Source organism: Deltaproteobacteria bacterium (assembly GCA_016178705.1).
Taxonomy (GTDB): domain Bacteria; phylum Desulfobacterota; class Binatia; order HRBIN30; family JACQVA1; genus JACOST01.
The window spans coordinates 409,973-435,558 of the sequence record JACOST010000028.1 but is presented as its reverse complement, the minus strand read 5'-3'; the positions used below and the strand labels follow the sequence as shown (position 1 = coordinate 435,558).

Annotated in this window: 21 protein-coding genes; 12 read left to right on the top strand and 9 right to left on the bottom strand. The window is 64.6% G+C overall.

The window, feature by feature from the left end:
* Positions 1-108: 108 nt before the first annotated feature.
* Positions 109-735: an HAD-IA family hydrolase gene (locus HYR72_19005; protein MBI1817072.1), complete on the top strand. Its 627-nt coding sequence runs from the start codon at positions 109-111 to the stop codon at positions 733-735.
* Here the strand turns inward: HYR72_19005 and glgP are convergent.
* A complete protein-coding gene (glgP, locus tag HYR72_19000) occupies positions 719-2,905 on the bottom strand; it encodes an alpha-glucan family phosphorylase (GenBank protein MBI1817071.1) in 2,187 nt (728 codons plus the stop codon). The two genes, HYR72_19005 and glgP, sit on opposite strands and share 17 nt — an antisense overlap.
* A gap of 147 nt (positions 2,906-3,052) precedes the next feature.
* On the opposite strand from glgP, the gene HYR72_18995 reads away from it, so the two are divergent.
* Entirely contained in the window at positions 3,053-4,378 is a 1,326-nt protein-coding gene (locus tag HYR72_18995; protein ID MBI1817070.1) for a citrate synthase, read from the top strand.
* Between the two features lie 6 nt (positions 4,379-4,384).
* On the opposite strand, the gene HYR72_18990 is transcribed toward HYR72_18995, so the two are convergent.
* On the bottom strand, positions 4,385-5,443 hold the full coding sequence (locus HYR72_18990) for a TauD/TfdA family dioxygenase (GenBank protein ID MBI1817069.1): 1,059 nt from the start codon (positions 5,441-5,443) through the stop codon (positions 4,385-4,387).
* 866 nt (positions 5,444-6,309) lie between these two features.
* Positions 6,310-7,218: an alpha/beta hydrolase gene (locus HYR72_18985; GenBank protein ID MBI1817068.1), complete on the bottom strand. Its 909-nt coding sequence runs from the start codon at positions 7,216-7,218 to the stop codon at positions 6,310-6,312.
* A gap of 178 nt (positions 7,219-7,396) precedes the next feature.
* Here HYR72_18985 and HYR72_18980 point away from each other — a divergent pair, with 178 nt between their 5' ends.
* The 5 genes from HYR72_18980 (at position 7,397) to HYR72_18960 (ending at position 12,422) form a co-directional block, all read left to right on the top strand.
* A complete protein-coding gene (locus tag HYR72_18980) occupies positions 7,397-8,503 on the top strand; it encodes an alcohol dehydrogenase catalytic domain-containing protein (protein MBI1817067.1) in 1,107 nt (368 codons plus the stop codon).
* Positions 8,504-8,526: 23 nt separating this feature from the next.
* On the top strand, positions 8,527-9,255 hold the full coding sequence (locus HYR72_18975; GenBank protein MBI1817066.1) for an MBL fold metallo-hydrolase: 729 nt from the start codon (positions 8,527-8,529) through the stop codon (positions 9,253-9,255).
* Between the two features lie 172 nt (positions 9,256-9,427).
* Positions 9,428-10,681: an O-antigen ligase family protein gene (locus HYR72_18970; protein MBI1817065.1), complete on the top strand. Its 1,254-nt coding sequence runs from the start codon at positions 9,428-9,430 to the stop codon at positions 10,679-10,681.
* A 115-nt stretch (positions 10,682-10,796) separates the two neighbouring features.
* The gene (locus tag HYR72_18965; protein ID MBI1817064.1) at positions 10,797-11,450 is read left to right on the top strand and encodes a sugar transferase; all 654 of its coding nucleotides are present in this window, start codon (positions 10,797-10,799) and stop codon (positions 11,448-11,450) included.
* A gap of 204 nt (positions 11,451-11,654) precedes the next feature.
* A complete protein-coding gene (locus HYR72_18960) occupies positions 11,655-12,422 on the top strand; it encodes an FkbM family methyltransferase (protein ID MBI1817063.1) in 768 nt (255 codons plus the stop codon).
* On the opposite strand, the gene HYR72_18955 is transcribed toward HYR72_18960, so the two are convergent.
* Positions 12,412-13,668: a glycosyltransferase gene (locus tag HYR72_18955; protein ID MBI1817062.1), complete on the bottom strand. Its 1,257-nt coding sequence runs from the start codon at positions 13,666-13,668 to the stop codon at positions 12,412-12,414. The two genes, HYR72_18960 and HYR72_18955, sit on opposite strands and share 11 nt — an antisense overlap.
* A 137-nt stretch (positions 13,669-13,805) precedes the next feature.
* Here HYR72_18955 and HYR72_18950 point away from each other — a divergent pair, with 137 nt between their 5' ends.
* Positions 13,806-14,936: a glycosyltransferase family 4 protein gene (locus tag HYR72_18950; GenBank protein MBI1817061.1), complete on the top strand. Its 1,131-nt coding sequence runs from the start codon at positions 13,806-13,808 to the stop codon at positions 14,934-14,936.
* On the opposite strand, the gene HYR72_18945 is transcribed toward HYR72_18950, so the two are convergent.
* From HYR72_18945 to HYR72_18925, 5 genes are read right to left on the bottom strand one after another with little or no spacing between them, the layout of a single operon-like run.
* Positions 14,858-16,834, bottom strand: a complete 1,977-nt coding sequence (locus HYR72_18945; GenBank protein MBI1817060.1) for a WecB/TagA/CpsF family glycosyltransferase — start codon at positions 16,832-16,834, stop codon at positions 14,858-14,860. The genes HYR72_18950 and HYR72_18945 overlap by 79 nt on opposite strands.
* On the bottom strand, positions 16,831-18,072 hold the full coding sequence (locus HYR72_18940) for a glycosyltransferase family 4 protein (protein ID MBI1817059.1): 1,242 nt from the start codon (positions 18,070-18,072) through the stop codon (positions 16,831-16,833). Before HYR72_18940 ends, HYR72_18945 begins: the two co-directional genes overlap by 4 nt.
* A gap of 21 nt (positions 18,073-18,093) precedes the next feature.
* Complete coding sequence (locus HYR72_18935; GenBank protein MBI1817058.1) at positions 18,094-19,080, bottom strand: glycosyltransferase; 987 nt, start codon at positions 19,078-19,080, stop codon at positions 18,094-18,096.
* Entirely contained in the window at positions 19,077-20,075 is a 999-nt protein-coding gene (locus HYR72_18930; GenBank protein MBI1817057.1) for a glycosyltransferase family 2 protein, read from the bottom strand. Before HYR72_18930 ends, HYR72_18935 begins: the two co-directional genes overlap by 4 nt.
* Positions 20,065-21,405: an O-antigen ligase domain-containing protein gene (locus HYR72_18925; protein MBI1817056.1), complete on the bottom strand. Its 1,341-nt coding sequence runs from the start codon at positions 21,403-21,405 to the stop codon at positions 20,065-20,067. The genes HYR72_18930 and HYR72_18925 overlap by 11 nt, the downstream gene beginning before the upstream one ends.
* A gap of 93 nt (positions 21,406-21,498) precedes the next feature.
* Between HYR72_18925 and HYR72_18920 the strand changes: the two genes are divergently transcribed.
* The 4 genes from HYR72_18920 to HYR72_18905 all read left to right on the top strand — a co-directional run bounded on the left by HYR72_18920 (position 21,499) and on the right by HYR72_18905 (position 25,503).
* Entirely contained in the window at positions 21,499-22,323 is an 825-nt protein-coding gene (locus HYR72_18920; protein ID MBI1817055.1) for a 2OG-Fe(II) oxygenase, read from the top strand.
* Positions 22,324-22,411: 88 nt separating this feature from the next.
* A complete protein-coding gene (locus tag HYR72_18915) occupies positions 22,412-23,563 on the top strand; it encodes an amidohydrolase (GenBank protein ID MBI1817054.1) in 1,152 nt (383 codons plus the stop codon).
* Between the two features lie 19 nt (positions 23,564-23,582).
* Positions 23,583-24,734, top strand: a complete 1,152-nt coding sequence (locus tag HYR72_18910; GenBank protein MBI1817053.1) for an amidohydrolase — start codon at positions 23,583-23,585, stop codon at positions 24,732-24,734.
* A 76-nt stretch (positions 24,735-24,810) separates the two neighbouring features.
* Positions 24,811-25,503 carry a hypothetical protein gene (locus HYR72_18905; GenBank protein MBI1817052.1) on the top strand — a complete coding sequence of 231 codons (693 nt, stop codon included), beginning with the start codon at positions 24,811-24,813 and terminating at the stop codon, positions 25,501-25,503.
* Positions 25,504-25,586 lie beyond the last annotated feature (83 nt).

Here is a 25,586-nt window from a genome sequence, read left to right as displayed (position 1 = left end):
ACGCCACTCTCTTCGTTTTCCCCAACGCGCTAGAGGGCTGTCCAAAATAACCGCGCATCGCCCCCGAACCACCTTCCCTTTTCGCCACCGCTCTGCTTCTCTACCGCGATGCTGCGGGCGGTGATCTTCGATTGCGATGGCGTGCTGTTCGACTCGTGGCGCGCCAACGTCGCCTACTACAATGCCGTGCTGCGCCAGATGGATCTGCCGCCGCTCTCCGCCGAGTGGGAGAAGCGCGCGCACTTCATGGCGTCGTCGCAAGTGTTCGATCAGTTGTTCGCCGACGATCCCGCCACGTTGCAGCAGGCGCGGCAGATTGCGCGCGCGATCGACTACGGTCCGTTCTATGACCTGATGGAACCGGCACCGGGATTGTATCCGCTGTTGGCATCGTTGAAGCGATCGTATCGTCTAGCGATGGCGAGCAATCGCGGCACGACCGTGCAGGAAGTCATGCGACGCTTCAAGCTCGACGCCTATCTCGACCTTGCGGTGGGCGTGCTCGATGTCGCGCGGCCGAAGCCGCATCCGGACATGATCGAGAAATGTCTCTCCCACTTCGACGTGGCACCCGGTGCTGCGGTCTACGTCGGCGATGCCGAGAGCGATCTCGCCGCCGCCACGGCGGCCGGTGTACACTTCGTCGGAGTCGGCGACACGCCGTGGACGACGCGGCGCGTGCAACAGTTGCACGAGTTACGAAATCAGCTCGCCGACCTCACGGCGAGCCGTTGACGTACATCGTCCGGACGTACTCGCGCAGCATGCGCTCGGCAGTGAAGCGCGGAATGAGCGACCGCATGGCGGCCTTCACGCGCTGCAGCCACCCGCGCGGGATGCCGTCGGCATCGCGCGTGTAGAAGAGCGGCAGCACTTGGTGTTCGAGCAACTCGAAGAGCGCCCGCGCGTCGTGCTCGTCTTGTGTATGCGGATCGGCGTCTGGCGTCGCGATCGCCCAGCCGTTCTCGCCGTCGTAGGCTTCCGCCCACCAGCCGTCGAGCACGCTGAGATTCAGCCCGCCGTTCATGGCAACCTTCATCCCGCTGGTGCCGCTGGCTTCGAGCGGCGGGCGCGGGAGATTCAGCCACACGTCGACGCCCGCCACGATCCGCGGCGCCATGTGGAGATCGTAGTCTTCGAGAAACACCACGCGGCTCGACACCAGTGGTGCGTGCTTCAACTCGAAGCGTCCGCGTAAGGCTTCCTTGGCTTCCTGATCCTGCGGATGCGCCTTACCGGCCAACACCACCTGCAGCGGCGTCGGGCGATCGGCGAGCAAGTGCAGCAGTCCGTTGTCGGGTAGACGCGCGAGCAGGTAGAGGCGCTTGTACGCCACCACGCGGCGCGCGAAGCCGACGGTCAGCACGGCGGGATCGAACACCCGCGCCGCCGCCTCGACGTAGTCCGACGGCTCGCCACGGCCGAGCCGGTCGCGCACCGATTGCTCGCGCACGTAGTCCACCAATCGCTCGCGCAAGGCGCAGCGCACCGCCCACAGCTCGTCGTCCGGAATCGCCGCGACGCGCTCCCACAGCGCCGCGTCGGGAGCGGACCGCCGCCACTCTTCTCCGAGATGCCGATCGAGCAACTCTTGCATCGGCCCCGCCATCCACGTGCTGACGTGCACACCGTTGGTGACATGGCCGATCGGCACACCTTCGACCGACCGATCCGGCCACAACGGCTGCCACATGCTGCGCGCCACTTCACCGTGACGGCGCGACACGCCGTTCGACGCGCGGCTGGTCCGCAGCGCCAGCGGCGTAATGCTGGCCGGCTCGCTTTCGTTGCCTGGAGACAAACGCCCGAGATCGTAGAACGTGGGGCGCGGGACGCCGAGCTGATCGATGAAGTCGCCCAGCACCGGCTCCAGTTCATCGCGACCGTATCCCTCATTGCCGGCGGCGACAGGAGTGTGCGTAGTAAAGACGGTCTCGCGGCGTACAGCAGCAAGTGCTTCTCCAAATGGCCGCCCACTCGCCAGCGAGCGCCGCAAGCGCTCGAAGCTGCCGAACGCTGCGTGTCCCTCGTTGAGATGAACCAACGACGGCTCGATCCCCATGGCGGCGAGCGCGCGCACGCCGCCGATGCCGAGCACGGCGTACTGTGCCAGGCGGGTGCAACGGTCGCCGATGTAGAGGCGTGAGGTGATCCAGCGATCGATGACGTGGTTGTCCTCACGGTCGGTATCGAGCAAGTACAATCGCGTGCGCCCGGCATCGACGCGCCAGATCTGGATGCGGACCCGGCGATCGCGAATCGTCACCTCGACGGTCAACGGTTCTTGATCCGGCCCGGTGACGAGCACCGCGGGCAGGCGCGCGAAGTCGGTGGGGGTCCAGTACTCGTGCTGCCAGCCCTGCGTATCGAGTCGCTGATGAAAATAACCTTCGCGATAGAGCAAGCCCACACCGATCATCGGCAGCGCGAGGTCGGAGGCCGCCTTGAGCATATCGCCGGCGAGCACACCGAGACCGCCGCCGTAGAGCGGCAGCGAGCAGTGAATGCCGAACTCGGAACAGAAGTAGGCGATTGGGTGCGCGGTTGCGATCCCGAAATCGGCATCGGGTCGCTGCGCGTCGGCGTCGACTCGCGCGGCGAAGTGTTCGACGCGTTCGACAAACTCAGCATCGCGCGCCAACTCGTTTAGGCGACGCGGCGGCGCGGCTTCGAGCACGGCGCGTGGGTTGCATCCGCTGTGACGCCAGCCGGCGGGATCGATGTCATGGAACAACGAGCCGCCGCCGACCATCCACGCCCAGCGGTAGTTGTAGACCAAGCGCGCCAACGGCAGCAGCGGTCCTGGCAACCGCTCGGCCAACTCGGTGATCGCGCGCGCGCGGTCGCGCCGCCCATCCTTGGGTTCGAGCTCGGTAGTAGTATTCGCGGCAGCCTTCGCTTCCATACAATGCCGTTGATTACAGCGCCGGAGTGCGCCTCGCAAGGTATCGAGTCACTCGCAGCCCCTCAGTCGCTACCGTGGGGTCTGGCGTTTTTCGCGCATCCTGCTAACCAACGAGCAACACGGCTCAGGCGAAAGCGAGGACGCACTATGGCGCGCGATGTGCTCACCGTCACCGATCAGCGGACCGGCAAGCAGTACGAACTCCGGATCGAACACGGGGCAATCCGAGCGACTGACTTGTCCGCCATCAAGGTCTCCACAGATGACCCGGGCCTCGTCTCGTACGATCCGGCGTTCACCAACACCGCCCCGTGCAAGAGCCGCATCAGTTTCATCGACGGCGAGAAGGGGACGCTGCACTACCGCGGCTACGCCATCGAAGACCTCGCGGCGCGCAGCAATTTCCTCGAAACGGCCTACCTCATCGTCAAGGGCGAGCTGCCCGATTCGCGCCACTTCGCGATGTGGAAGCAGAACATCACCGTCCACTCGATGGTGCACGAGAACGTCAAGAAGTTCATGGACGGCTTTCGCTACGACGCCGAGCCGCTCGGCGTGCTGGTCGGCACGGTCGGCGCGCTATCGACCTTCTATCCCGACGCGAAGAATGTCGTCGATCTCGAGTCGCGCCGGCTGCAAACGCGCCGCCTCATCGGCAAGCTGCCGACCTTGGCGGCCTTCGCCTATCGCCGCACACGCGGCCTGCCCTACATCTATCCCGACAACGACTTGAGCTACACCGGGAACTTTCTCTCGATGCTGTTTCGTATGACCGAGCTGCAGTACCAGCCCGATCCGGTGTTCGAGCACGCCCTCGACGTGATGTTCATCCTGCATGCCGACCACGAAGTGGCGACCTCGACCAACGCGTTGCGCTGTGTGGCGAGTTCACAGGCCGATCCCTTTTCCGCCGTGGCCGCCGGTGTGGCGGCTCTCTACGGCCCGCGCTACGGCGGCGCCAGTGAGCGGGTGATCGCGCTGCTCGAAGAAATCGGCTCGGTCGCGAAAGTCCCGGCGTTCATCAAGCAAGTAAAGGACGGCCGCGAGCTGTTCGGCTTCGGCCACCCGGTCTATCGCAGCTACGATCCGCGCGCCAAGATCGCCAAGCAACTGGCGATCGAAGTCGCGCTCTCGACCCGCAAGAGTCCGCTGATCGACATCGCGCTCGAACTGGAACGCGTCGCGCTGCAGGACGACTACTTCATGTCGCGCCGGCTGTACCCCAATCTCGAATTCTTCTCCGGACTGGTCTACCAAGCGATGGGGCTACCGATCACCATGTTCCCAGTGTTGTTCGCGATCGCGCGCACGGCTGGGTGGATGGCGCACTGGGCCGAATTGGTGCGCGACCCCGAACAGTCGATCGCCCGCCCGCGCCAGATCTATCTCGGCGAAGGCCCGCGCGCGTTCGTAGCGATCGAGCAGCGCCAGGCGCCATCGATGCGTGAGGACGCCGTCAGCGAGAAGATCTGACGCGCCCTACTCTCGATTGAAATACACGCCGCGCAGCCAGCGCGCGCCGGTGAAACCGGTGCGCGCGTGCAGCATCCGGTAGTTGTCGTAGAGCAGGAAGTCGCCGGCCCGCAGCAGAAAGCGATACTGGTGGCGCGGGTCGTTCACAATCTCCGCGAAGCGGTTGTAGGCGCGGTACCATTCTTCCATCTGCTCGAACGGCACCCGATGCGGCGCCATGGTGAAGTAACTCGAACGGATGCGCACGATCGTCTCGCCGTCGATCTCGATGACCGGCGAGACCACCAGCCGCTCGAACTTCTTCTGCTGGCGATGGAAACGCACCCCGATGCGCGTCAACAACTCGAAGGCATGCGCATCGAGATTGCGGAGGTACCGCGCCGCCTGCCAGGCATCGACGACGACGTTCTCACCGCCACTCTCGGCCGGCTGCATGCAGTGCAACATCTGATAGCGCGGCGGTTGGTCGAGAAACGGCTGATCGGTATGGAGATCCACCGGTGCGTCGGTGTAGCCGAGCTGATCGGTGTTGTCGTTGGTGGTGTTGTCGGTCCGCAGATCCTCGATACGGCCGAAGTGCGTGCCGATCACCTGCAAGCCGCGTTGCGCGAAATCATCGATGATCGCTTCGGTATCGTTGCCACGACCGCGCACGATGATCGCACCAAAACATCGCACGGCATCATCACAGCGATCGAGCGCCGCCGCGCCAAGCGCCGCGAAGTCAACCTCGATTGCGCCGAGATCGCTCGACGGCGGGAGCACGTCCTCACGGTTTAGTGCATACGCGTGCGTATGCAACCACGGCAGCGCGAACACACTGCGATGTCCGTCCGCATCGTTCCAGCGCGCAGTGACCTCGGTCGCGTCGGCGTTCAGCGAAACGGATTCCGGTCGAATCGCCATCGGCACATTCGACGAGCAGATGATGCGTTCCCCGGTTTGCGGATGACGGCAGCACTCGCAGTTGTGGCGGAGCCAGAAATAGTGGAAGTCGGCATGTGTGCCGTCAGCGAAGCGGACACGCAGAAACGAATCGCGGGGTTCGATGCCGACGGCGGCCATGCGATGCCTGCCTAGCTGGAACTGGCGACGCGCGCAAAGGTTGCGCATCACGTCCACAGTTTCTCGGTGGAGAGACCGCGCACCTCTACGAAACGCAGAGGCCGCCGAATACACTCCGCAGCGCCTCATTGGTATCGCAGCCCCTTGCCGTTCACGTGTGCCCTCAGCGTGAGGCCGACTCGGAAGGCAGCGCCGATTGCCGAGCGCAGCGGGCGCGAAAGAGCGCGCGAGAGAAAACCGCGCCGTCGGTTTTCTCTCGCTCCGCGTCGATCGCATGAAGCTGAGTGCGCAAATCTCTCGAACCATCCGTGGCGGGGCTTCACCCCTGCACCCTGCGAGGAGAGCACCAGCGGCCTGGTTCTCTCCTCGCGCTCCACTCTCCGGCCGCGGAGCCGGGCAATGGGTTGCGTCCTTGTGAGTCCGGCCACGCCCGTCGATCATGCTACTGCGCAACGAACGGGTTACGCGAGGATGCGCGTGCGCGATCAACCGATGGCCTCTGCGAAGATGTCGGGAAGATCCTACGTGTGTTCCCCGTTCGTGTCGGATGCCCGGCAAGAGGGAAATCGAAGACAGGTCTTCGGAGGAACGTGCGGCGATGGATCTACAACGCACCGAGGCCACCGGTGGTGTTCAGAAGCGCATCATTGGCATCGCAGCGCGTTGTCGTTCCCGTCTGACTGCGGCGGCCGACTCGGAAAGCAGCGCCAATAGCCGAGCGCAGCGGGCGCGAAAGAGAGCGCGAGAGAAAACCGCGCCGTCGGTTTTCTCTCGCTCCGGGTCGAACGTGACTAAGCGCGGGATACTTGGGATAGCGGGAGGGATCGATCGGGTCGGCTGCGCCGGACGATCAATCGGTCGAATGCCTACCACGCCACCGTGGCCAGAAACGCCGACACCAAACTCACCGTCGATTCGGAATTGTCGCCGGCGGCCAGGTGACCGGCGTTGTGAACCGTCGCCAAGCGTGCGTTCGGAATCAATGCAGCGACTTCCTCCGCACCTTCGCGCGACAGCACGTCACTGGCGGAGCCGCGCAGGATCAGCACCGGGCAGCGCAGCTTGGCGCAGTCGTCGTCGAGTCCGTCGATGACGTGGCTCCAGTTGCGGCCGGCTTGATCCCCTTCGGCGCGCAGACGGCGGTTGTAGCCGTGTTTCCATACCCAGCGGCCGTCGCTGCGCTGGCGCAGGTTGCGGCTCAGACGCTCGGGACGTACCGCCTTGCGGTGCGGAAGATAGGGGGCAATTTCGGCGGCGGCTTCAGCGAGCGACGCAAACGATTCGTGCGCGCGCATGAACTCCATGATCTTCATCACGCCCTGCTCTTCGAGCTTGTGCCCGACGTCGATCAGCACAATGGCGCTGACGTTGTCGCGGTGCACCGCCGCGTAGGTGATCGAGACGATGCCGCCGAGCGACGCCCCGATCATGGCGAAGCGTCGCAAGCCAAAGTGCGTGCACAGCCCGGGAAGCGTCGCCGCAATCGCGTGGCGACCGGCCTCGGACATCGGATCGGAATCACCATGATCGGGCAGATCCGGCGCCAATACGTGATACCGTTCGCACAACGCGGCGCCGAGTTCTTCGTACATGTACGCCGTCTGTCCGCCACCGTGCAGCGCCAACACCGCCGGCGCTCCGGCGGGGCCCCATTCGAGATAGTGAACCTGCCGGTCATCGATGAGCGTAAAACCGCTGCGCCCGCCGCGCGGCACATCGTGACGCGGAACCTCGGGATGGGTGACGGCTTCGGGTGTCATCCTACTTTCTCGCATCGCATCTCATTTCTTCTGCACGCAGCGAGATAGTGGCTAGCATGATCGCTGTGGACGGACCAGCGCCCTATCGCAGAACGCCGCGTTCGCTATCCGTGCGCGCCTCGCATTGACAACAAAGTTTCCCTTCCGCTAGGGCTGAATCGATCGCGTTGAGGGAGCGCACGAGACAGAGACCATGCCAGCGACGACCCGCGCCATCGTGCAAACCGGCCCCCGGCAACTCGAACTGCGCGAGTTGCCGATTCCCGCCATCGACGACGACAGCGCGCTGCTGCGCGTCGAGGCTTGTGGCATCTGCGGCAGCGATGTCGAGCAGTACACCGGCACGCTGCCCGCGCGCTGGCCGTTGATTCCGGGCCACGAACCGCTCGGCATCATCGAGCAGATCGGCGACCGCGCCGCCAAGCGTTGGGGAGTCAACGCCGGCGATCGCGTCGCGGTCGAGGTGCTCATCCCGTGCGGGCACTGCCGCGCGTGCATCGACGGCCGCTATCAAGTCTGCCGGGGACGCGGCGCCGGCATGTTTGGCTACTCGTACGTGCCGCTGTCGCATCCACCGGGGTTGTGGGGAGCCTACGCTGACTACATGTACCTCGACCCGCACTCGCTCGTGCATCCGATGCGCAAGGAGACTCCCGCCAGCATCGCCGTCATGTTCAACCCGCTCGGTGCCGGCTTTCGATGGGCGGTGGAGATTCCCGACGCCGGTCCGGGCGACATCGTGCTGATCCTCGGTCCTGGGCAACGCGGTCTGGCGAGCGTGATCGCCGCGCGTGCCGCCGGCGTGGACCAGATCATCGTCACCGGCCTGGGGCGCGACGCCGCGAAGCTCGCCCTGGCGCGCGAACTCGGCGCCGATCACACCATCGACATCGAAGCCGAGGACGCGCGCCGGCACGTGCGCGAGCTGACCAACGGCCACGGCGCCGACGTGATCGTGGAGGTTTCCGCCTACGCCCCGGAGCCGGTCGCCGAAGCGCTGTACTATGCCGCAATGGGGGCGCGCGTCGTGCTTGCCGGGGTCAAGGGCTTCAAACCCGTGCCCGACTTCATCAGCGACCTGATCGTCGCCAAAGAGATCACGATCAAGGGTGCGTTTGGCGTCACCAGCAAGTCGTATCGGTCCGCGATTCGGTTGATCGAGTCGGGCCGCATCCCGGTGGCCAAGATGCACACGCACGACTTCGAACTCGCCGGCGCCGAGCGCGCAATCCAAATGCTCGCCGGCGAAGTGCCCGGCGAATCGAGCATTCACTCTTGCCTACTACCCAATCGGCCATAGCGAAACGAGGATTGTGGTTACCCATGCCAACCATCACTGAAATCGCATCGGACATCTTCCGCATCTCGACGTTCGTTCCGGAGTTCAACCTCCAGTTCAATCAGTTCCTTGTGCGTGACGACGAGCCGTTGCTGTTCCACACCGGCATGAAGGGGATGTTTCCGGTCGTCCGCGAAGGCGTTGCGTCACTGATCGATCCCGCGCGGCTGCGCTGGATCGGATTCAGTCACTTCGAATCGGACGAGTGCGGCGCGCTGAACGAGTGGCTCGCGCTCGCGCCACAGGCGCAAGCGATGTGTACGCTGGTCGGCGCTCTCGTCAGCGTCAACGACTTCGCGATTCGGCCGGCGCACGCCATGGAGCATCACGAGACCTTCACGACCGGGCGGAAGCGTTTCCGTTTCCTCAAGACGCCGCACGTGCCGCACTGTTGGGAAGCGTCGCTGCTGTTCGAGGAGACCACCGGCACGTTGCTGTGCTCGGATCTCTTCACCCACGGCGGCGACGTGGAAGCGGTCACCACGGCCGATGTGGTCGAGCGCGCCCGCCGCGGCCTTGAGCAAGACGAGGCGGGGCCTCTCGCCAATGCCTATCCGTTCACGCCGCACACGGAGCGCATCCTCAACGAGATCGCCGACCTCAAACCGCGCACCCTCGCGCTCATGCACGGATCGAGTTTTGTCGGCGACGGCGAACGCGCGCTGCGCGATTTGGCCGCGACGTTGCGCGAGGTGCTCGGCCTCGTTGCGTAGGAGTGTGCGTGCGCGTTGACCCCGGTGGGCATACCCTGCGCGTGCAAGGCAGCGGCGCCGAACCGTTGCATTTCGTCTGCTTGCACGGACTCGCCGATGCGCTCGATATCTGGGACCAACTTGCACCCGCCCTCGCACAGCGCAGACGCGTCGCGTGCGATAGACTGAATCAATGTCGAACCTGACCGCCGCGCGGGCCACTCCGCCGCGTCGGATCGCCGAGTGGGCCTTCGCGTTGAGCTATCTGCTGTGGCTCAGCCAGGCACTCGATCTCGTCCTCACGCATTTCATTGGGCGCACGCCGGGGCGTTCGGTCGGCCTCGGCGGATCGATTGCGGTGATCCTGCTTCTCGCGCTCGATCCGCCGGCGTTGCGATCGGTCGTCAAATGCGTCTGGCCCGTGCTTCTGATCCCACTACTCGCGCTCAGCTCGCTGCTGTGGTCGGCGGACGTTGACCTGACATTGCGGGCAACCGAGATGCTGACGGCCTCAACGCTGTTCGGTCTCTTTCTCGCGCTCCGTTTCAGCTATCGTCAACAGATCGAGTTGGTGACGCTGACATTGGCGATCGCCGGCATCGCCAGCGCCGCCGTGGCGGTGTTCTTCCCCCGCTATGGAGTGATGACGGGCGTGCACGCCGGTGCGTGGCAGGGCGTGTTCGCCCACAAAAACGTGTTCGGCGGCGTGATCGCGCTCGCCCCGCCCGCGTGCACGCTGCTGGCGCTTGCGGCACGCAAGCGGACGCTGGCTTTGATCGGTCTGGTTGTCTCTATGGGACTGGTTGTGATGTCGCGGTCGCGCACGGCGCTGGTGGTCGCAGTCGTCTGTGTTACCGGAGCAGCGCTACTGGCTGCGCTGCAACGCCTTCCCCGTCAACGGCGGACAAGCGGATTCATCGTCGCCACGGCTGTAGTGGTGCTCGTTGCCGCCGTCGCCGCCTATCAGGTCGACGCGATACTGAGCTGGCTCGGCAGCGACCGCACGCTCAATCGCCGCACCGACATTTGGGGCGCGTTGTTTGATCAAGTCCGCACGCGCCCATGGCTCGGTGACGGCTACGCCGCGTTCTGGCGGCCCGACCACCACGGATCTCGAAATCTCCTTGCTGTGTACCTGGGCAACCCCGGCCATGGGCACAATGGGTTCTTGGATCTCACGTTGGACCTCGGCGTCGTTGGCCTCGCCGCCTTCATCATTCCGTACGGCTGGTGCCTATGGCGCAGCTTTCGCCTGGCACTGGCGAACCGCGCGCCCCTCGACTTGTGGTCGATCACGTTTCTCATCTTCTTTGCTTTGCGCAATTTCACCGAGAGCGATCTCGTACAGTACGACATCGGCTGGGTACTCTACATCGCCGTGGCGCTGAGTCTGCGGTTCGAAGGGCTGGCGGCGCAACCGCCCGGCCGAGCGCCGCTGTCCCCTTGACAGGGGTGCATAGGGGCCGTCATATGAGCGCGAGTGGGGGGGCGAGGCGATGTCGGCGACGGTCACGAGCACTAACGGCGAATCGTTTCGATCCGAGGACGGCCCTGACGCACTGATGGAGCCACATCGACAAACCGAACTTGCCCTGCCGCGCGCGATCTTGCGCGACGCAACCGCGTTCAAGCGTCTCCTCGACATCGGCATCGCGGCGGTCCTGCTGATGGCCCTGTTGCCGATTGGTCTGCTGGTCGCGCTCGCGATCAAGCTCGCCGACGGTGGGCCAGTGATCTTCTGGCAGCGTCGGGTCGGGCAAGCCGGCTGCACGTTTTGGTTTCCCAAGTTTCGCTCCATGCACGTCGGCGCCGAGCACATGCATGACATCATGGTGAGCGAGCAGGACGATCAGGACGCGATCACGTTCAAAATGCGGCACGACCCGCGCATGACGCCGATTGGGCGCATCATCCGCACACTCAGTCTCGACGAACTGCCGCAGTTGTGGTGCGTGATGAAGGGCGACATGTCGATGGTCGGCCCACGTCCGCCATTGCCAAAGGAAGTCGCGCGGTACACCCCGCTAGCGCATCGCCGGCTGGAAGTACGGCCGGGATTGACCGGGCTCTGGCAGGTCAGCGGGCGCAGCACGATTCCGTTTGCGCATCAGCTCGCACTCGACCTCGAATACATCGACAACCACAGTCTAGCGCTCGATCTCAAACTGTTGCTGCTCACGGTTCCCGCTGTGTTGTCCTGCCGCGGCGCCTGGTAGCCGCGCGCGCCGCCAGGCGGACGACCACCACCGAGACGACAAACTGGCATGCCTTACCGGCGACTCGCGCCGTTCATCGTCCCCTATACACGATTCGAGTTACCGAGCTGGGGACGGTTGTTCGCTTGGGTTGGAGGGAGCGACGATTCCGCCTGGGCTGATGCCACGAGTCGCACGTGCCGCGGTAAGTGGCACGGCTATCGGATGGAACTGCGACTCTCGAATTGGTCAGAACGACAAACATACTTTCTCGGCCGCTACTACGATCTGCCCGCCCAACTGGTGCTGCGATTGTACCTCAAGCCGGGCGATCGTTTCGTCGATGTCGGCGCCAACATCGGCATGATCACGCTATTGGCTGCGCGCTTGGTTGCTCCCGCTGGCACCGTCGACGCCGTCGAGCCAAATCCCGAATGCTGTGACCGTCTTGACCGATGCCTCGAGTTGAACGCGATCCGTCACGTGCGCGTCCATCGCGTCGGCTTCGCCGACAGCGCGATGCAGCTGACACTCAGTGTGCTGACGTCGCATTCTGGGTTGGGAACACTGGCGAGGGTCCCTGAGCCCGACCAGCATCTGGTCTCCGCGCGTTTCACCGTGCCGGTGGTTTGCGGCGACGAGGTGATCGAAACGGACGCGGCACCCGTGACCGCCATCAAGATCGACGCCGAGGGGTTCGAATGTCGCGTTCTGCGTGGCATGGCGCGCACGTTGGCGCGCTGGCATCCGCTCGTGATCACCGAGGTCGTACCCGCGTGGCTACAACGGGCGGGATCGACGCCGCTCGAGTTGTTCGACCTCATGCACGGCCACAGATATCGCGGCTACGCTCTATCGACGCACCGCAATTTCGTTCGCCATCGCCTGCGGCTCGCTTCGGTCGCCGACCCAACTGGGTTGCCGGCAAATGACGTGCTCTGGATTCACGCGCGGGACCCACGCCACTCCATATTGAGCCCCTTCATGGCGTGACGGCTCTATCGTGGGGCGCGCCCGGGAGCCAGGAGACCGGTGTCGGATCGTGCCCGCTCTGCAACGCCTGCAGAGTGGTCTTCAGTGCGCTACCCCAACTGCGAACCGGATCGCAAAATTGCGCTCCCACGACCATGCACGCGCGCCGCGTGCGCTCGTAGAGTTCGTGATCGTCGCACAGACCCACGATGGCGTCGGCGTACGCGATGATGTCGCCCGGCGGCACTTCCACTACGCCATCGCCGACGTAGCGTACCGCAGGGCACACTGCCGAAGTGACGACCGGACATCCGCTCAGCATTGCTTCAGCGACCACTCGAGGAAACCCTTCGCTGAACTCGGTTGTGGTAGGGACAACGACGACATGAGCACTCCCGTACGTCGCCGCCATCTCAATCTCGTCGCGGTACCCGTGACAACGGAACGTGGCCTCCATCTTCGCCGTGACCACCGCGGAGCGTAGAGCGCCGAGTTGCGAGCCGCCGCCCCATACATCAAAAGTGATGTCAGTCCGCCCTCGCGTCATCAGCTCCCGGGCGACCTCGAGCAAATCGAAGACGCCTTTGTTGCGCTCGATGCGTCCAACAAACACCACGCGAAACGGAGGGCGCGCTGGCCGCGTGCGCGCCGTCCCTTCAAATTTCTCAGACCGGAACGACGGCAAGAAGGCTACAATCGGGCGATGACGGCCGCGCGTAAGCTGCGCGACCTGTCGATCCGCGTCGTCGGAGATGCTCAGAATCGCGAAGGCATGGCGGGCGAACAGCCGTCGCCCCAGTCGCTTGATCACCCGGTGCGAGAGCTTCATCCGCCCATACTTGCACCACAAGACTTCGTGCAACGATGGAATCACCTGCACGCCACAGAGACGAAAGAGCGACAGCATGAACCAGTACGTCCCCATCGGCACCACCGCCACGGAGGCGCGAAAGCGGAGCGCGGTGGTGAGCATCTGCAGTCCGTACGACACCCGACCGAAGTGAAAGCGCGCTCCCCGCGTTGACTCGAAGGGATTGGGCCGATGCTCGACGGTGAAGTGCTCGTCACGGACGAGGTCTGGCTTGACGCAGCAAGCCAGCACGTAGGCCGGTGCGTTCAGCTCGCGACAGATCTCGAAAAACTGCTGTGCGTAGGCCCACGAGAGATAGGATGGATCGTCGCGATCCTGCTTCCAACAACGGAAGGTGTTGGCCACATCACCCGGGCCGGCGGCGTAGAAAATTCGCAGTGGTTGATCCTGCCTCATGATCCTGCCTCATCGCTTGACCCCGGTCGCTCGCGCGCCGCATGCTGTGGCCGGCATGCGATTGTGTATAGCGTTGACTCGCCAGCGATGACAAAGCGAATGCGCCCGCTGCACTGAACCTCGTCTCCCGGCTCGCCATGCGCATCGCCTTCGTTCTTCCCGGACTCCACTGCGTCGCGCGGGGCGCAGAGACTGCCTTCGAGGCGCTGGCCCGCGCCCTCGTTCGCGAGACAGCGTGCGAGGTCACGCTGTTCGGCTCCGGGCACGCGCGCCCGGCTGAACCGTATCGCTTCGTCCACGTGCCCTGCTTCGCTCGCGAGCGCTTTGAACGTTTCCCTTCGCTGCCGATGTTTCGCGGCGACGTCGGCTACGAAGAGTTCAGCTTTGCCGTCGCCCTGCTGCGCAGCTACAACCCCGCCGCGTACGACGTGAGCGTTACCTGCTCGTATCCGTTCGTGAACTGGGTGTTGCGGGCGCGGACGAGCGCGCGCCAGCGGCCGGCGCACCTATTCGTCACGCAAAACGGCGACTGGCCGTGTCAGACGGACAACCGCGAGTTTCGCTACTTCTCTTGCGATGGCCTGGTGTGTACCAGTCCCGAGTACTTCGACCGCAATCGCGCGCGATGGTTCAGTACGCTGATTCCCAACGGCGTCGATCCGGAGCAATTCCGGCCGGGTCCGCACGACCGAACCCGCTTCGGCATTCCGCTCGACCGCAAGGTGGCGCTGATGGTGAGCGGATTGATCCCTGCCAAGCGCGTCCTCGACGGCATCCGCTGCGCCGCACAGATTCCGAACTTGCACCTGGTGGTCGCGGGCGACGGCTGGCAGCGGCGCGACATCGATGCCTGTGCGGCGCAGCTCATGCCGGGTCGGTTTCAGCGTCTGACGGTGCCGCACACCGATATGCCAGCACTGTATCGCAGCGCGGACCTGCTGCTGCACATGAGCCTGGACGAACCGTTCGGCAGCACACAGGTCGAGGCATTCGCCTGCGGACTGCAGGTGGTCGCACACGACCGACAGTTGACTCGCTGGTTGTTCGATGCGGACGCCGTCCTGGTCGATGTGTTGCGTGACGAGGCCGTCATCCGCGGGATGACGCAAGCGCTCGGCAGCCGCGTCGCCGCCTCCGCGGCCCAAGCGTTCGCTCGACGCTTCGCTTGGTCGGCGATCGCGCACGACTACTACAAGTTCGTCGCCGAGGTCGTCGAGCGGCGCCACAGCCGCGCCACCACCGCGCCAACGAACAACCGCAGCGTATAGGGGAGGTCATCCACGAGGTAGCGCTTCGCCAATCGCGATGGTTCCTGCCGCAAGCGGTGCAGCCATTCCAGCCCGGCACGTTGCATCCACAGCGGCGCGCGACGCACATCACCTGAGAGAAAACTGAAGCTGATGCCGACGCCGACGAACCACGTGCACGGCAGCGCCGGGGCAAGCTGCGCGATCAGTTGGTCTTGCTTGGGCTTGCCCAGCGCAACGTACACGATATCCGGTGCGGCGTCGGTCACCGCCGCGATGACGCGCGCCAGCTCGTGCGGGTCGTGTTCGAAGCCCAGTGCGGGACACCGCGTGCCGGCCACGCGGAGTGTGGGATGACGACCGCGCAAGACGTTGGCCGCGGACTCGGCGGTACCCAGCGCGCCGCCGAGCAAGAATATCGATCGGCCTTGTTGCGCCGCGGCGGCGGTCAGACTTGAGATGAGGTTCGACCCGGGGATGCGCTCCGGCAGCGGCGTCCCTTGGATACGGCTCGCGAAGATCAGCGGCATTCCGTCGGCAACAACGAGCGACCCCTGAGCGCACAACTCGGCATAGGCGGTGTCGCGCGCGCAGCGGTGCAGGTGATCCACGTTGGCCGTGACCAACCATCCGCCGCGCCCGGCATCCAGCTCGCCGAGCACGTGGGCAATACACTGGCGTTCAGTGATCGCGTGCACCGCCACGCCACCGATCCGCACCACGGCAAATGGCGCCGCACACTCGGACACATCGCCGGCTTGTGCGGGTCGCAGCCAGCGAGTCTGTGGACGCCGCAGAAACGCCAGATACAGCGGAATCTTTCGCAGCACGTAGAACGGCGCAGTGAGCATCGCGGCGGCCGAGATAGTCTCACGCCCGAAACCCGCCCAGGCCACGCCGACCGCCGCCAATAGCAGCATCCCCCCGAGCAGGGTCGCGAAGTTGCTCGTTTCAAGCGCGCTGCCTGCACCAGTGACCGCACCCCACAGTAGGAACAAGAGCGAGAGTGGGGGCACGCACAAATCGAGCGCCAACGCGAACAGAGCAGGCCGTCGCTCGCGCAATGCCGTACGTACCAATCGCGGACCGAATGTACGGATCACGTCCAGGTGTCCATGCTCCCATCGCTTGCGCTGGGCCCGTCGTCGCTCGCGATCGTTCGCGAGCTGCCCGACAATCCGCGCTTCATCGCAATAGGACGCAAGGTGACCCGACAGCGCGAGCTGAACCGTCAGCACGAGATCTTCAGCGGCGTCGCCGGCGGCGAGCGATGCCGCTCGAATCACCCGCCACGGAAACGCCATGCCCGAACCCGCCAGCAGACACGGGAAGCCGATGCGCTGTCGCCCGCGCGCCCGCACCAGGTTCTTCACCAGGAAAGCAAGGGCGGACACATCGCCGCCCTCTTCCATGTTGACCGGCGCGGTTACGAGATTCGACGCCTGTACCGGCTGCTGCGAGCCGGAGACAGCACGCGCGAGAACGTCGACGCTGCCGGGAGCCACGATGCAGTCAGCGTCGATCATGACGACGACTTCGGGAGGGTCGCGGTCCAACCAGCGCACTCCCAGATCGAGTGCGTAGCCCTTGCCGTAGTGATCGAGGTCGTGACGTTCGAGCACCAATGCACCGGCTCTGCGGGCGATCTCGGCGGTGTCGTCGTCACAATTGTCGGCGATCACGATCAGGCGGTCGCCCGGCACGAGTTGCGCGACCAGCGAGGCAAGACAGGCACCGATCCCCGCCGCTTCGTTGCGCGCCGGCACCAGGACCGCGAGCCGTGGGCGCGCTGACGAGGGGTCGCGTCGCGCGGAGCGAAGGGGCAGCAGCGCGGCCATGCACTCGACGAAGACCACCGTGATGGGGGTGAGGAGCACCAGCGAAGCAGCGAAGACGATCGCGTCCAAGAGCCACGTCATTGCCGCCGCTCATGTGGGTCGCGTAGCCTTGGATTGCCGTCCGCCGCGCGCAGCAGGCCGATCAACGTAACCGCTGCCAACTCTGCATTGTGCAGACGGGCGACCCGCGCCGCACCGTTGCGGCCCATTTGCTCCAACTCTTCCGTCGGCGTCCGCAATGCCGCGTGCATCGCGGTCACCAACGCGTCCACGGATCCTGGCGACACCAACCAACCACAGGTGCCGGTCTCGACCAGCTCGGCAACACCCGCCACGTCCGTGCAAATCACCGGTCGACCGACCGCCAGTGCCTCCATCAAGACCACCGGCAGTCCTTCAGCCAGACTCGGTAGGATCAACGCACGCGCGCCAACGATGTGCTGACGCACCTCGGCACCCGTCGCCCATCCGACGAGCGTGACGCGTTCCCGCAGGCCGAGGGCGTGAATGCGCGATTCGATCTGGTGACGTGCCGGACCATCGCCAACGAGCACGAGATCGCAGGCCTCATTGGCACTTGCCAGACGAGCAACCGCGTCGAGCAATTGTAACTGCCCCTTGCGGTGGCAGAGCTGCCCGACGCATACCAGTTTCGGCGCGCGCGGCACCGGCGTGGGCACCTGCGATAGGAACATCGCGTCGAGACCGCAGCGTACCACGTGAATGCGCGTCGCATGCTCGGGCGCGCACCACCGCGACAGCTCGCGACGCCCGAACTCGCTCACAGTGATCACGAAAGCGGCGGAGGCAACTTTGTCAGCAAGCGCGAGGTGAGGGGCCCGCTCGAACTCCTCGGGCCCGTGCACAGTGAAACTGTAGGGCGGGCCTCCGAGGACGCGACACAACAACGCCACCGCGGCGGGGTTGGTGCCGAAGTGCGCGTGCACGTGCGTGACGTACGCCGCGGCACACCATCGCAGCAGCGTACAGGCCTCAATGACGTACGCCAGATGACGAATCACGCCGCGATCCGATGTCCATCCGATCCGCATTGCTAGCGTTGTCGCCGCGGCGAACGCGGCCGGGCGTTCGACCGCCACCCGCAGGGCGGTGGCGAGCAGCGCCGGCACCCCGCGCGCGAGCACCACACGCGTGCGTGCGGCTTCGCCGTGATCGGCGGCATCACACACCTCCTCGCCAGCCGGCCGAAGCGACACGCGCACGACCTCGACCTCGTGGCGCTCGAGTGCCGCAATCTCACGTCGGATGAAGGTGTGCGTCACCATCGGATACTGATTGACGAGATACGCAATTTTCACAGCGGCTCCGGAAGTTGAGACTCAAGCGCGCGGCACAACGGTCAGACGCGGCGAGCGGCGCAGCCGCTCACGGACAAAGCGCAGTTGGCCGATTGCCTCCGGGAATTTTCCCGCCACGCAGAACAGCGCATACAGCCCCGCAGTCGATGGTAAAAGTCCGTGTCGCCGCATGCGACGGTAGATGCGTACGGCGATGGCGGGATAGCCAGCAAGAAACAGTACGCTCGCACCGTGCGTTGGCATCACGGTCGCCAGGGTGAGCAACGGCAGCGCGACGCCCCAGAACCAGATGCTACGGCTCTCGTGCACCCAATGGCGCTCAGGCGCTCGACCATGCATGGCGGCGCCCTGCGCGAAGGCGTAGCCTGTACGCTGGGTCCGGCGCCACCACTGATCGAAGCGAATCATCGCCGCATCGTGAACCGACATCTCGCCATCGATGCGCCGGATGATCCAGCCCCGCGCGCGCAGGCGGACGCAGAGCTCCGGTTCCTCGCCCGCGATCAGCGACGCCGTATATCCGCCGACTTCGCGGAGTGCAGCACGGCGCATCAACGCATCGCCACCGCAGGCTTTGACGTCGCCGATGGGCGAGTCCCACTCGATGTCGCAGAGCGTGTTGTAAATCGAGGCACCGGGAGAGCGTTCGCGCCGCCGTCCGCACACCACCGCCACACGCGGTGCGGTTGTGAACTCAGCCAACGCCCGCTCGATCCAACCGCTCACCAATTCGCAATCGCCGTCGATGAACTGGATGAACTCGATCGCCGGATCGAGGGTGAGGAGACGAGCCGTTCCGGCATTGCGCGCGCGTGCCGCAGTGAACGGTGCGCTGGCGTCGAGAACGACGACATCAACGCCCAGCTCGCGCGCCAGTCGAACACTATCGTCGGCCGAGCCGGAGTCGACGTACACCGCGAACGGCACCCGTCCGACCACGGAGACGAGGCAGCGGCGCAGACGCTCGCCTTCGTTGCGGCCGATGATCACTGCGCCGACGGTGCTCATGAGCGTGTGATGTCGGGAGCGGCGCGGCGACGTCCGCCGAAAATACTGTGCCGCAGAAAATCGATGAGGAAGTACGGCGGATCCGCATCCGGTTTGCGCTGCACCACGCGCCGCATGCGCCACAGCAAGAACGTGAACGCGAAACCCACGTCGGCGAGCACGCGGTAGGCTACCCCGAAGTGCTTCTCGAAATAGTGGCGCCGCGCGTCGAACCAACACGCGGGGCGGCGCTGCGTCCTACCTCCTACCCTCCGCGGACCTGAGGCTTGTCCGACCAGATGGATGATGCGACTTTGCGGCACGTACCAGCAGGGAAACCCGGCGTCGGCCGCGCGCCGGCAGAAATCGACATCTTCGAAGCAGAGGAAGAAGCCTTCGTCCAGCAAGCCGACGCGTTGGAAGACTTCGCGGCGCACCAACATGCACGCGCCTGCTACCCAATCGGTACGGCTCGGCTGCGTCGGCGGCAGCGGCGCAACGACGAAGGCCGCCAGCAGCTTCGACAGGTATCCGAGCCGCATGCCGGCTTCGATCTCGCTCACAACGGTGGGAAAGCGAAAGGCGGCTCGCAACGGCGCTCCCGATACATCCTCCTGGCCGCTGCCCGCAATGCCTACGTCGGGGTGCAGCTCCATGAACTCCAGTAGCGCGTCGATCGCACCCGGTTGCACGATGGTGTCCGGATTGAGCAGAAACACGTAGCGCGGCGGATCGGACGAGGCCAAGAGAGAGCGGAGGACAAGGTTGTTGCCAACCGCAAATCCGCCGTTGAGCGAGGCGGACTGGAACTGCACCCACCTGCCCCACCCGTTCGCCGCAATCGCGTCCGGGATGCGCGCCGTCGAGCCATCGCCCGAGGCGTTGTCGACGACGAACACGCGATCGCGGTTGGCGTCACATTGGCCGACCAGCGACGCCAAGCAATCGACCGTGAGTTCGGGCGTGCGATAGTTCACGATGATCACTGCTAAGCGCATCGAGTGCTCAAGCTGCATCCGGTCCGCGGCCGAGGTCCACGAGTCCGCCCGCGGCGAGCATGAAGATCGGGTTCACCATGGCGTTGAAGCAACTGTCGATGGTGTACAGGACGACGACGATCGCGAGCACGGCGGCCGATGCGACCGCGGGCTCCGTCCATCGCTCAAGCGGATAGCGGAACCAGAACCACGCAGGTGGCAACACAAGCACGGTCATCACGCCGATCAATCCAACCAATCCGCTATCGCCGAACGCGATGATCCACAAACTATCGCGGATCGTACCCACCTGACCCGGCTCAGCCTCAATCGCGGCGCGGCCCCAACGACCCCATCCCAATAGCGGCTGTTGCTGCGCCTTGTCGACGATCGCTCGCTCGCTGATGAGCCGGTATTCGACCGACTGCGCGCGATCGAGGTTCAGCACTGCGGCAATCGGCGGCACGAGCTGCACGCCGGACCAGAGACCTGTGGCGCGCGCCAACACATACGTCGGCGCCATCGCCAGGAGGCAAACAACCGGCAGAGGCTTGAGTAACGTGAGGCGATGCTGCAAAACGCAACCCAACACCACGCTCCCGAGCAGCAACAAAGTCCAGGCGTTGACCGAACGCGTCAGCAGCGTCGCCACGAGCAAGCCCGCCAACAAGAACTGCGCTCGAATACCTGCGACTCGACTCAACGTACCGGTTAACCACAGCCACGCACCGGTGAGCGTCGTGGCCGTCATCCACAGCGCGACGGCCAAGCCGCTCGACATGAACACTGCCGGCCGCCAGCCGCTGAATCGCCACGCCTTCCACAATGCATAGTGCTGATCGCCGTACACAAGCGCATGCAGCCGGGGGCCGATGAAGACTTCGATCAGGCACAGCGGGACGTACACCAAGCCGCCGATCAACATACCGCGCGCCAGCTCGCTCAACGCCACGAGATCGCCGAAGTACATCCGACCGATCGCGTAGGGCACGCCCCATGTCACGCTCTGCTCGAACACGGCTGACAGACCATCGTACGCGCCCAGGTCGTTGCTCATCGACGAGGCAAACGGACAGAGGCACCAGACGATCATCGCCACGTCGACCATCCGCGGTCGCAGTGTCAGTACACGGGTGGAGTCGAACACGATCGCACCGAAGAGCGGGGCGAGACAGACCGCGAACATCTTCGTGTAGTCGGGCAAACCGAGGATCGGATAGCTTGCGTTGGGCAGGAACAGCCAGCCGATGACGAAGCTGGCGATAACGGCGCGTCGTGCCGGCAGGAAACGGAAGAGGACCAATGCAAACGGAATCCAACCGAAGAGCGCAAGCGCCGCAGGCAGCGTCACCCCACGACCATAGGCCAAGGCAGCGATCCGGCACAACCCACGTACAACCGATGACGGGCGGACGGTTGCAGCGCACGCGATAGTCGGGCTAAGAGCGGCGACAACTTGCTCATGTCATCCCTATTCGACACGCACCTAAATCCGCTCGACCGCGAGCGGCTGCGCGCGGACTTCCAAGCCGCCCGGCCGTTCCACTTCATTTGTGTCGATGGATTGCTGCGCGCCGAGTTCGCTGAGCAAGTGGCGCGTGCCTACCCGACATTTGCGGAAGCGCGTCGAGTCGGGAAGACGTTCGCCACCGTCAACGAGCGCGGCAAGGTACAGATCAGCGATCCCCAGCACTTTCCCGAACCGATCCGCACGTTGCACGAAATCCTTGCCGCCCCCGAGTTTCTCGCCACGCTGTCTCACATCACCGACATTCCGGCCTTGCTAGCGGATGAACAGCTCGCCGGTGGCGGTATGCATCTGATGGCGGCCAACTCACGCCTCGACCTCCACGCCGATTTCAACATCATCCCGCGTCGCGGGTTGTATCGGCGTCTGAACATCCTGCTGTTCTTGAATCGCGACTGGCCCGCCGCGTGGGGCGGCGGCTTGCAACTGTGGGATGCCACGGTGACGCACTGCGACCGCGAGGTCGCGCCGATCCTCAACCGCTGCGTGCTTTTCGAGACCACAGCGCCGGGTTTTCATGGCGTCTCGAAGGTCGGCTGTCCCGAGGCAATGACGCGAAACTCGTTCGCGGCGTACTACTACACGACCCAACCGCCGCCAGACTGGACGGGCCCGGCCTACTCTACCGAATTTCGCGCACGGCCAGACGAATGGCTCAAAGGTCTCATCCTCATGCCGGCAGAAACGATTGGCAATCAGGCCATCGAGCTAGCGCGCCGCGCGAAAAGGCGTTTGGGGCAAATCGTCCGGGGACTCTGAACGACAGTTCGAGCATTGCCATGCTAGCGATCCGCGATTGCGATCCCCATCCGACGCATGCAAAGAGAAGCGGGCGAGAGCCTTGAGCATGGCCACACGACGAATAGTCTATCCGGGTGCCGTTGACGCCGACGGTCACATCCTCGAACCGCCGGACTTGTGGGAGCAGTATCTGGAACCCCGGTACCGCGATCGCGCCTTGCGGCTGCGCACTGATGACGAAGGACTCGAGTATCTCGAGATCAATGGCGCGCCGTCGAAACTGACCCGGCGCGGATCGCCCGGCATGCTCGGCGGCATGGGCAAGCGCAGCGAGCAGATCGCTCCTAACCCGCAGCGGACATATCTACGCAGTGCGCCGTTCGGTTCGATGAACGCAACGGAGCGGTTGCAATTGCTCGATGCGGAGGGGCTCGAGGGCGCCTTCCTCTATCCGACCATCGAGCTGCTGTGGGAAGCCGAGTGCGACGACGTCGAAATCTCCCAAGCCTACTGCCGCGCCTACAATCGCTGGATCGCCGACTTCTGCCGCGACTCGGGCGGTCGATTGATCCCGATCGCCCATCTTTCGCTCGGCGATCCAGTTGCCGCAGCGCACGAACTCGCACGCGCGGTGAAGGACGGCTGCCGTGGTGCGTGGGTGGCGCCGTTCGCGATCACCAAGAAGCCGCACGGTCATCCGGATCACGATGCGCTGTTCGCCGCGGCGCAAGACCTCGACGTGCCGCTCGGCATTCATCCAACCTTCGAGCCACGGCATGCGTTCTCCGGCCGCTTCGACATGCAGTACATTCGGCGCGCGCAGTTCTACCTCAACATGCTGGCCGGCGAAGGGGTGCGCCACGCCTTCACGACGCTGTTTCAGTTCGGCGTCTTCGATCGCTTCCCGCGCCTCAAGATCATCATCCTCGAATCGGGCGCCGGCTGGATCGGCTATTGGCTCGATCGCATGGACGCCATCGCCAAGGTTCCCAACGCGGCGCTGCCGCTGACGCACAAGCCTAGCGACTACTTCCGCCGACAGTGTTGGATCTCGGCCGATCCGGAGGAGTCGACCATCCCTGCTCTGATGGATCTGGTCGGCGCCGACCGCTTTTTCTGGGCCTCCGACTACCCGCACCCCGATCACACCGGCGACTACATCGCCGAGTTGGAGGACCTCGCCGGCAAACTCGCGCCCAGTGCCCGCGCGCAGTTGCTGGGCGAAAACGTGCGGCGATGCTACGGCATGGCCGTGTAACGCGCATAGGAGAATTGTGATGACTGCGATACGACGCCTCGCCTATGACGGTGCGGTAGATGCCGACGGCCACATCCTCGAACCGCCGGATTTGTGGGAAACCTATCTCGAGCCGCGCTATCGCGAGCGCGCCTTGCGCTTTCGCCGCGACAGCAACGGTCTGGAGCGTCTCGAAATCAACGGCGCCGCATCCAAGGTCGTCGGCGGCGGCATGCTGAGCTTGCTCGGTGGCATGGGTCGGCAGCTCGCCGATGTCTTGCCGTCAGCCGAGCACACCTACGTCGGCGGCGCCTCGTTCGGAGCGATGAACGCGCGCGAGCGGCTGCAGCGCTTGGATCAGGAAAATTTGGCGGCGGCCTTCATCTATCCCACGCTCGGCGTGCTGTGGGAGGCGGAGTGCACCGACGCCGAGATCGCGCAGGCCTACACCCGAGCCTACAACCGCTGGATCGTCGACTTCTGCGCCGACAGCGGCGGGCGGCTGATTCCGATCGCGCATCTCTCGCTCGGCGATCCGCAGGCGGCGGCGATCGAACTGCAGCGCGCGGTACGCGCCGGCGCGCGCGGCGGCTGGGTCGCGCCGTTCACGATGACCAAGCGCCCGCACGGGCACCCGGATCACGATGTCCTGTTCGCCGCGGCGCAAGATCTCGACGTGCCGCTGGCGATCCATCCAACCTTTGAACCCAAGTGGGCCACGCCGGGACGCTTCGACAATCTCCAGGGCAATCACTTCTTTCTCAATGTGACCGCGGCCGACGCCGTGCGCCACGCCTTCACCACGTTGTTTCAGTTCGCCGTTTTCGATCGCTTCCCGCGGCTCAAGATCATCATCCTCGAGTCCGGTGCGGGCTGGATCGGCTATTGGCTCGACCGCATGGACGGCTACGCCTCGTCGCTGCTCGGCGGCGCCGTGCCGCTGAAGGAGAAGCCGAGCGCCTACTTCCGCCGCCAGTGCTGGATCTCGTGCGATCCCGACGAGACCACGATCCCGGCATTGATGGACCTCTTCGGCACCGACCGTTTCTTCTGGGCCTCCGACTTCCCGCACCCCGATCACACCGGCGACTACATCGCCGAGTTGGAGGACCTCGCCGGCAAGTGCGCACCAACCGCGCGGGCAAAGTTGTTGGGCGAGAACGTGCGCAAGGTGTACGGCGTACCGAGCTGACGTGAACGCAAGCGGGAAGACATTCCCTCTCCCGCATCACCAGCGGGAGAGGGTGAGGGTGAGGGCTTCCTTCGGCGTGACCCTGCTGACGACCGCGCTGCTCACCATGTCGGCGGCCGCGCAGACCACGTTCGAAAAGGACGGCAACATCTTCTTCACTGACGCGACGGGACAAACTAAGCAGCTCACGTCGTCAGGCAAAGACGCGGCGCCAACTCTGTCGCCCGACAAGAAGTATGTGACATTCATCCGCACGTTAGACGGCCCGAAGATATGGACCGGGCGAGATGATGCCTATCCGCAAGAGATTTGGATCATCAGCAGCGACGGAAGGGGAGCGCGACGGCTCGTGGCTAGCCCCACCAAACCGGGTCAGGAGAGTTCGCTGGCCAGTTTCTCCAATCCCCAGTTCGCGTTCGACGGGCGCTCGGTATTCTTCATGACTAACTGTGCAGCGGTTTCCAATTGCATCTACAACGTGGACGTGACCACCGGTCGGGTGAAGCCGCTCGGCGGTGGCAATATGCTCGATGTCATCCACGAAGGAAACTGCCGCGGGTGTCTGATCGTGATCAAGCACAAGTACTTCCTCGCAGGCGGTTCATACGATTGGTACTGGCTCCTGACATCAAACGGGATGGAGATCGACCCGATTGTAGACTACTCGGAAAACGCTGAGACCGAGTTGCAGCGCTTCAAGGCGGAGACTTGCCAATTCCGAGCGCCGCGCGACTGCCGCCCGCACGCCGTAAGGAGTAGGCACAAGTGAAGCGCGCATCGGTCATCTCGTTGTCGAAGCCCTCACCCACACCCTCTCCCGCTGGTGATGCGGGAGAGGGCTTCGCATTGCGT

Coding starts and splice junctions, on each gene's coding strand:
- HYR72_18950 (MBI1817061.1), top strand. CDS start 13,806: ATGCGCATCGCCTTCGTTCTTCCCGGACTCCACTGCGTCGCGCGGGGC.
- HYR72_18960 (MBI1817063.1), top strand. CDS start 11,655: ATGGAACTGCGACTCTCGAATTGGTCAGAACGACAAACATACTTTCTC.
- HYR72_18930 (MBI1817057.1), bottom strand. CDS start 20,075: ATGCAGCTTGAGCACTCGATGCGCTTAGCAGTGATCATCGTGAACTAT.
- HYR72_18965 (MBI1817064.1), top strand. CDS start 10,797: ATGGAGCCACATCGACAAACCGAACTTGCCCTGCCGCGCGCGATCTTG.
- HYR72_18915 (MBI1817054.1), top strand. CDS start 22,412: ATGGCCACACGACGAATAGTCTATCCGGGTGCCGTTGACGCCGACGGT.
- HYR72_18935 (MBI1817058.1), bottom strand. CDS start 19,080: ATGAGCACCGTCGGCGCAGTGATCATCGGCCGCAACGAAGGCGAGCGT.
- HYR72_18910 (MBI1817053.1), top strand. CDS start 23,583: ATGACTGCGATACGACGCCTCGCCTATGACGGTGCGGTAGATGCCGAC.
- HYR72_18970 (MBI1817065.1), top strand. CDS start 9,428: ATGTCGAACCTGACCGCCGCGCGGGCCACTCCGCCGCGTCGGATCGCC.
- HYR72_18975 (MBI1817066.1), top strand. CDS start 8,527: ATGCCAACCATCACTGAAATCGCATCGGACATCTTCCGCATCTCGACG.
- HYR72_18945 (MBI1817060.1), bottom strand. CDS start 16,834: ATGACGTGGCTCTTGGACGCGATCGTCTTCGCTGCTTCGCTGGTGCTC.
- HYR72_18995 (MBI1817070.1), top strand. CDS start 3,053: ATGGCGCGCGATGTGCTCACCGTCACCGATCAGCGGACCGGCAAGCAG.
- HYR72_18990 (MBI1817069.1), bottom strand. CDS start 5,443: ATGGCCGCCGTCGGCATCGAACCCCGCGATTCGTTTCTGCGTGTCCGC.
- HYR72_18955 (MBI1817062.1), bottom strand. CDS start 13,668: ATGAGGCAGGATCAACCACTGCGAATTTTCTACGCCGCCGGCCCGGGT.
- glgP (MBI1817071.1), bottom strand. CDS start 2,905: ATGGAAGCGAAGGCTGCCGCGAATACTACTACCGAGCTCGAACCCAAG.
- HYR72_19005 (MBI1817072.1), top strand. CDS start 109: ATGCTGCGGGCGGTGATCTTCGATTGCGATGGCGTGCTGTTCGACTCG.
- HYR72_18920 (MBI1817055.1), top strand. CDS start 21,499: ATGTCATCCCTATTCGACACGCACCTAAATCCGCTCGACCGCGAGCGG.
- HYR72_18985 (MBI1817068.1), bottom strand. CDS start 7,218: ATGCGAGAAAGTAGGATGACACCCGAAGCCGTCACCCATCCCGAGGTT.
- HYR72_18980 (MBI1817067.1), top strand. CDS start 7,397: ATGCCAGCGACGACCCGCGCCATCGTGCAAACCGGCCCCCGGCAACTC.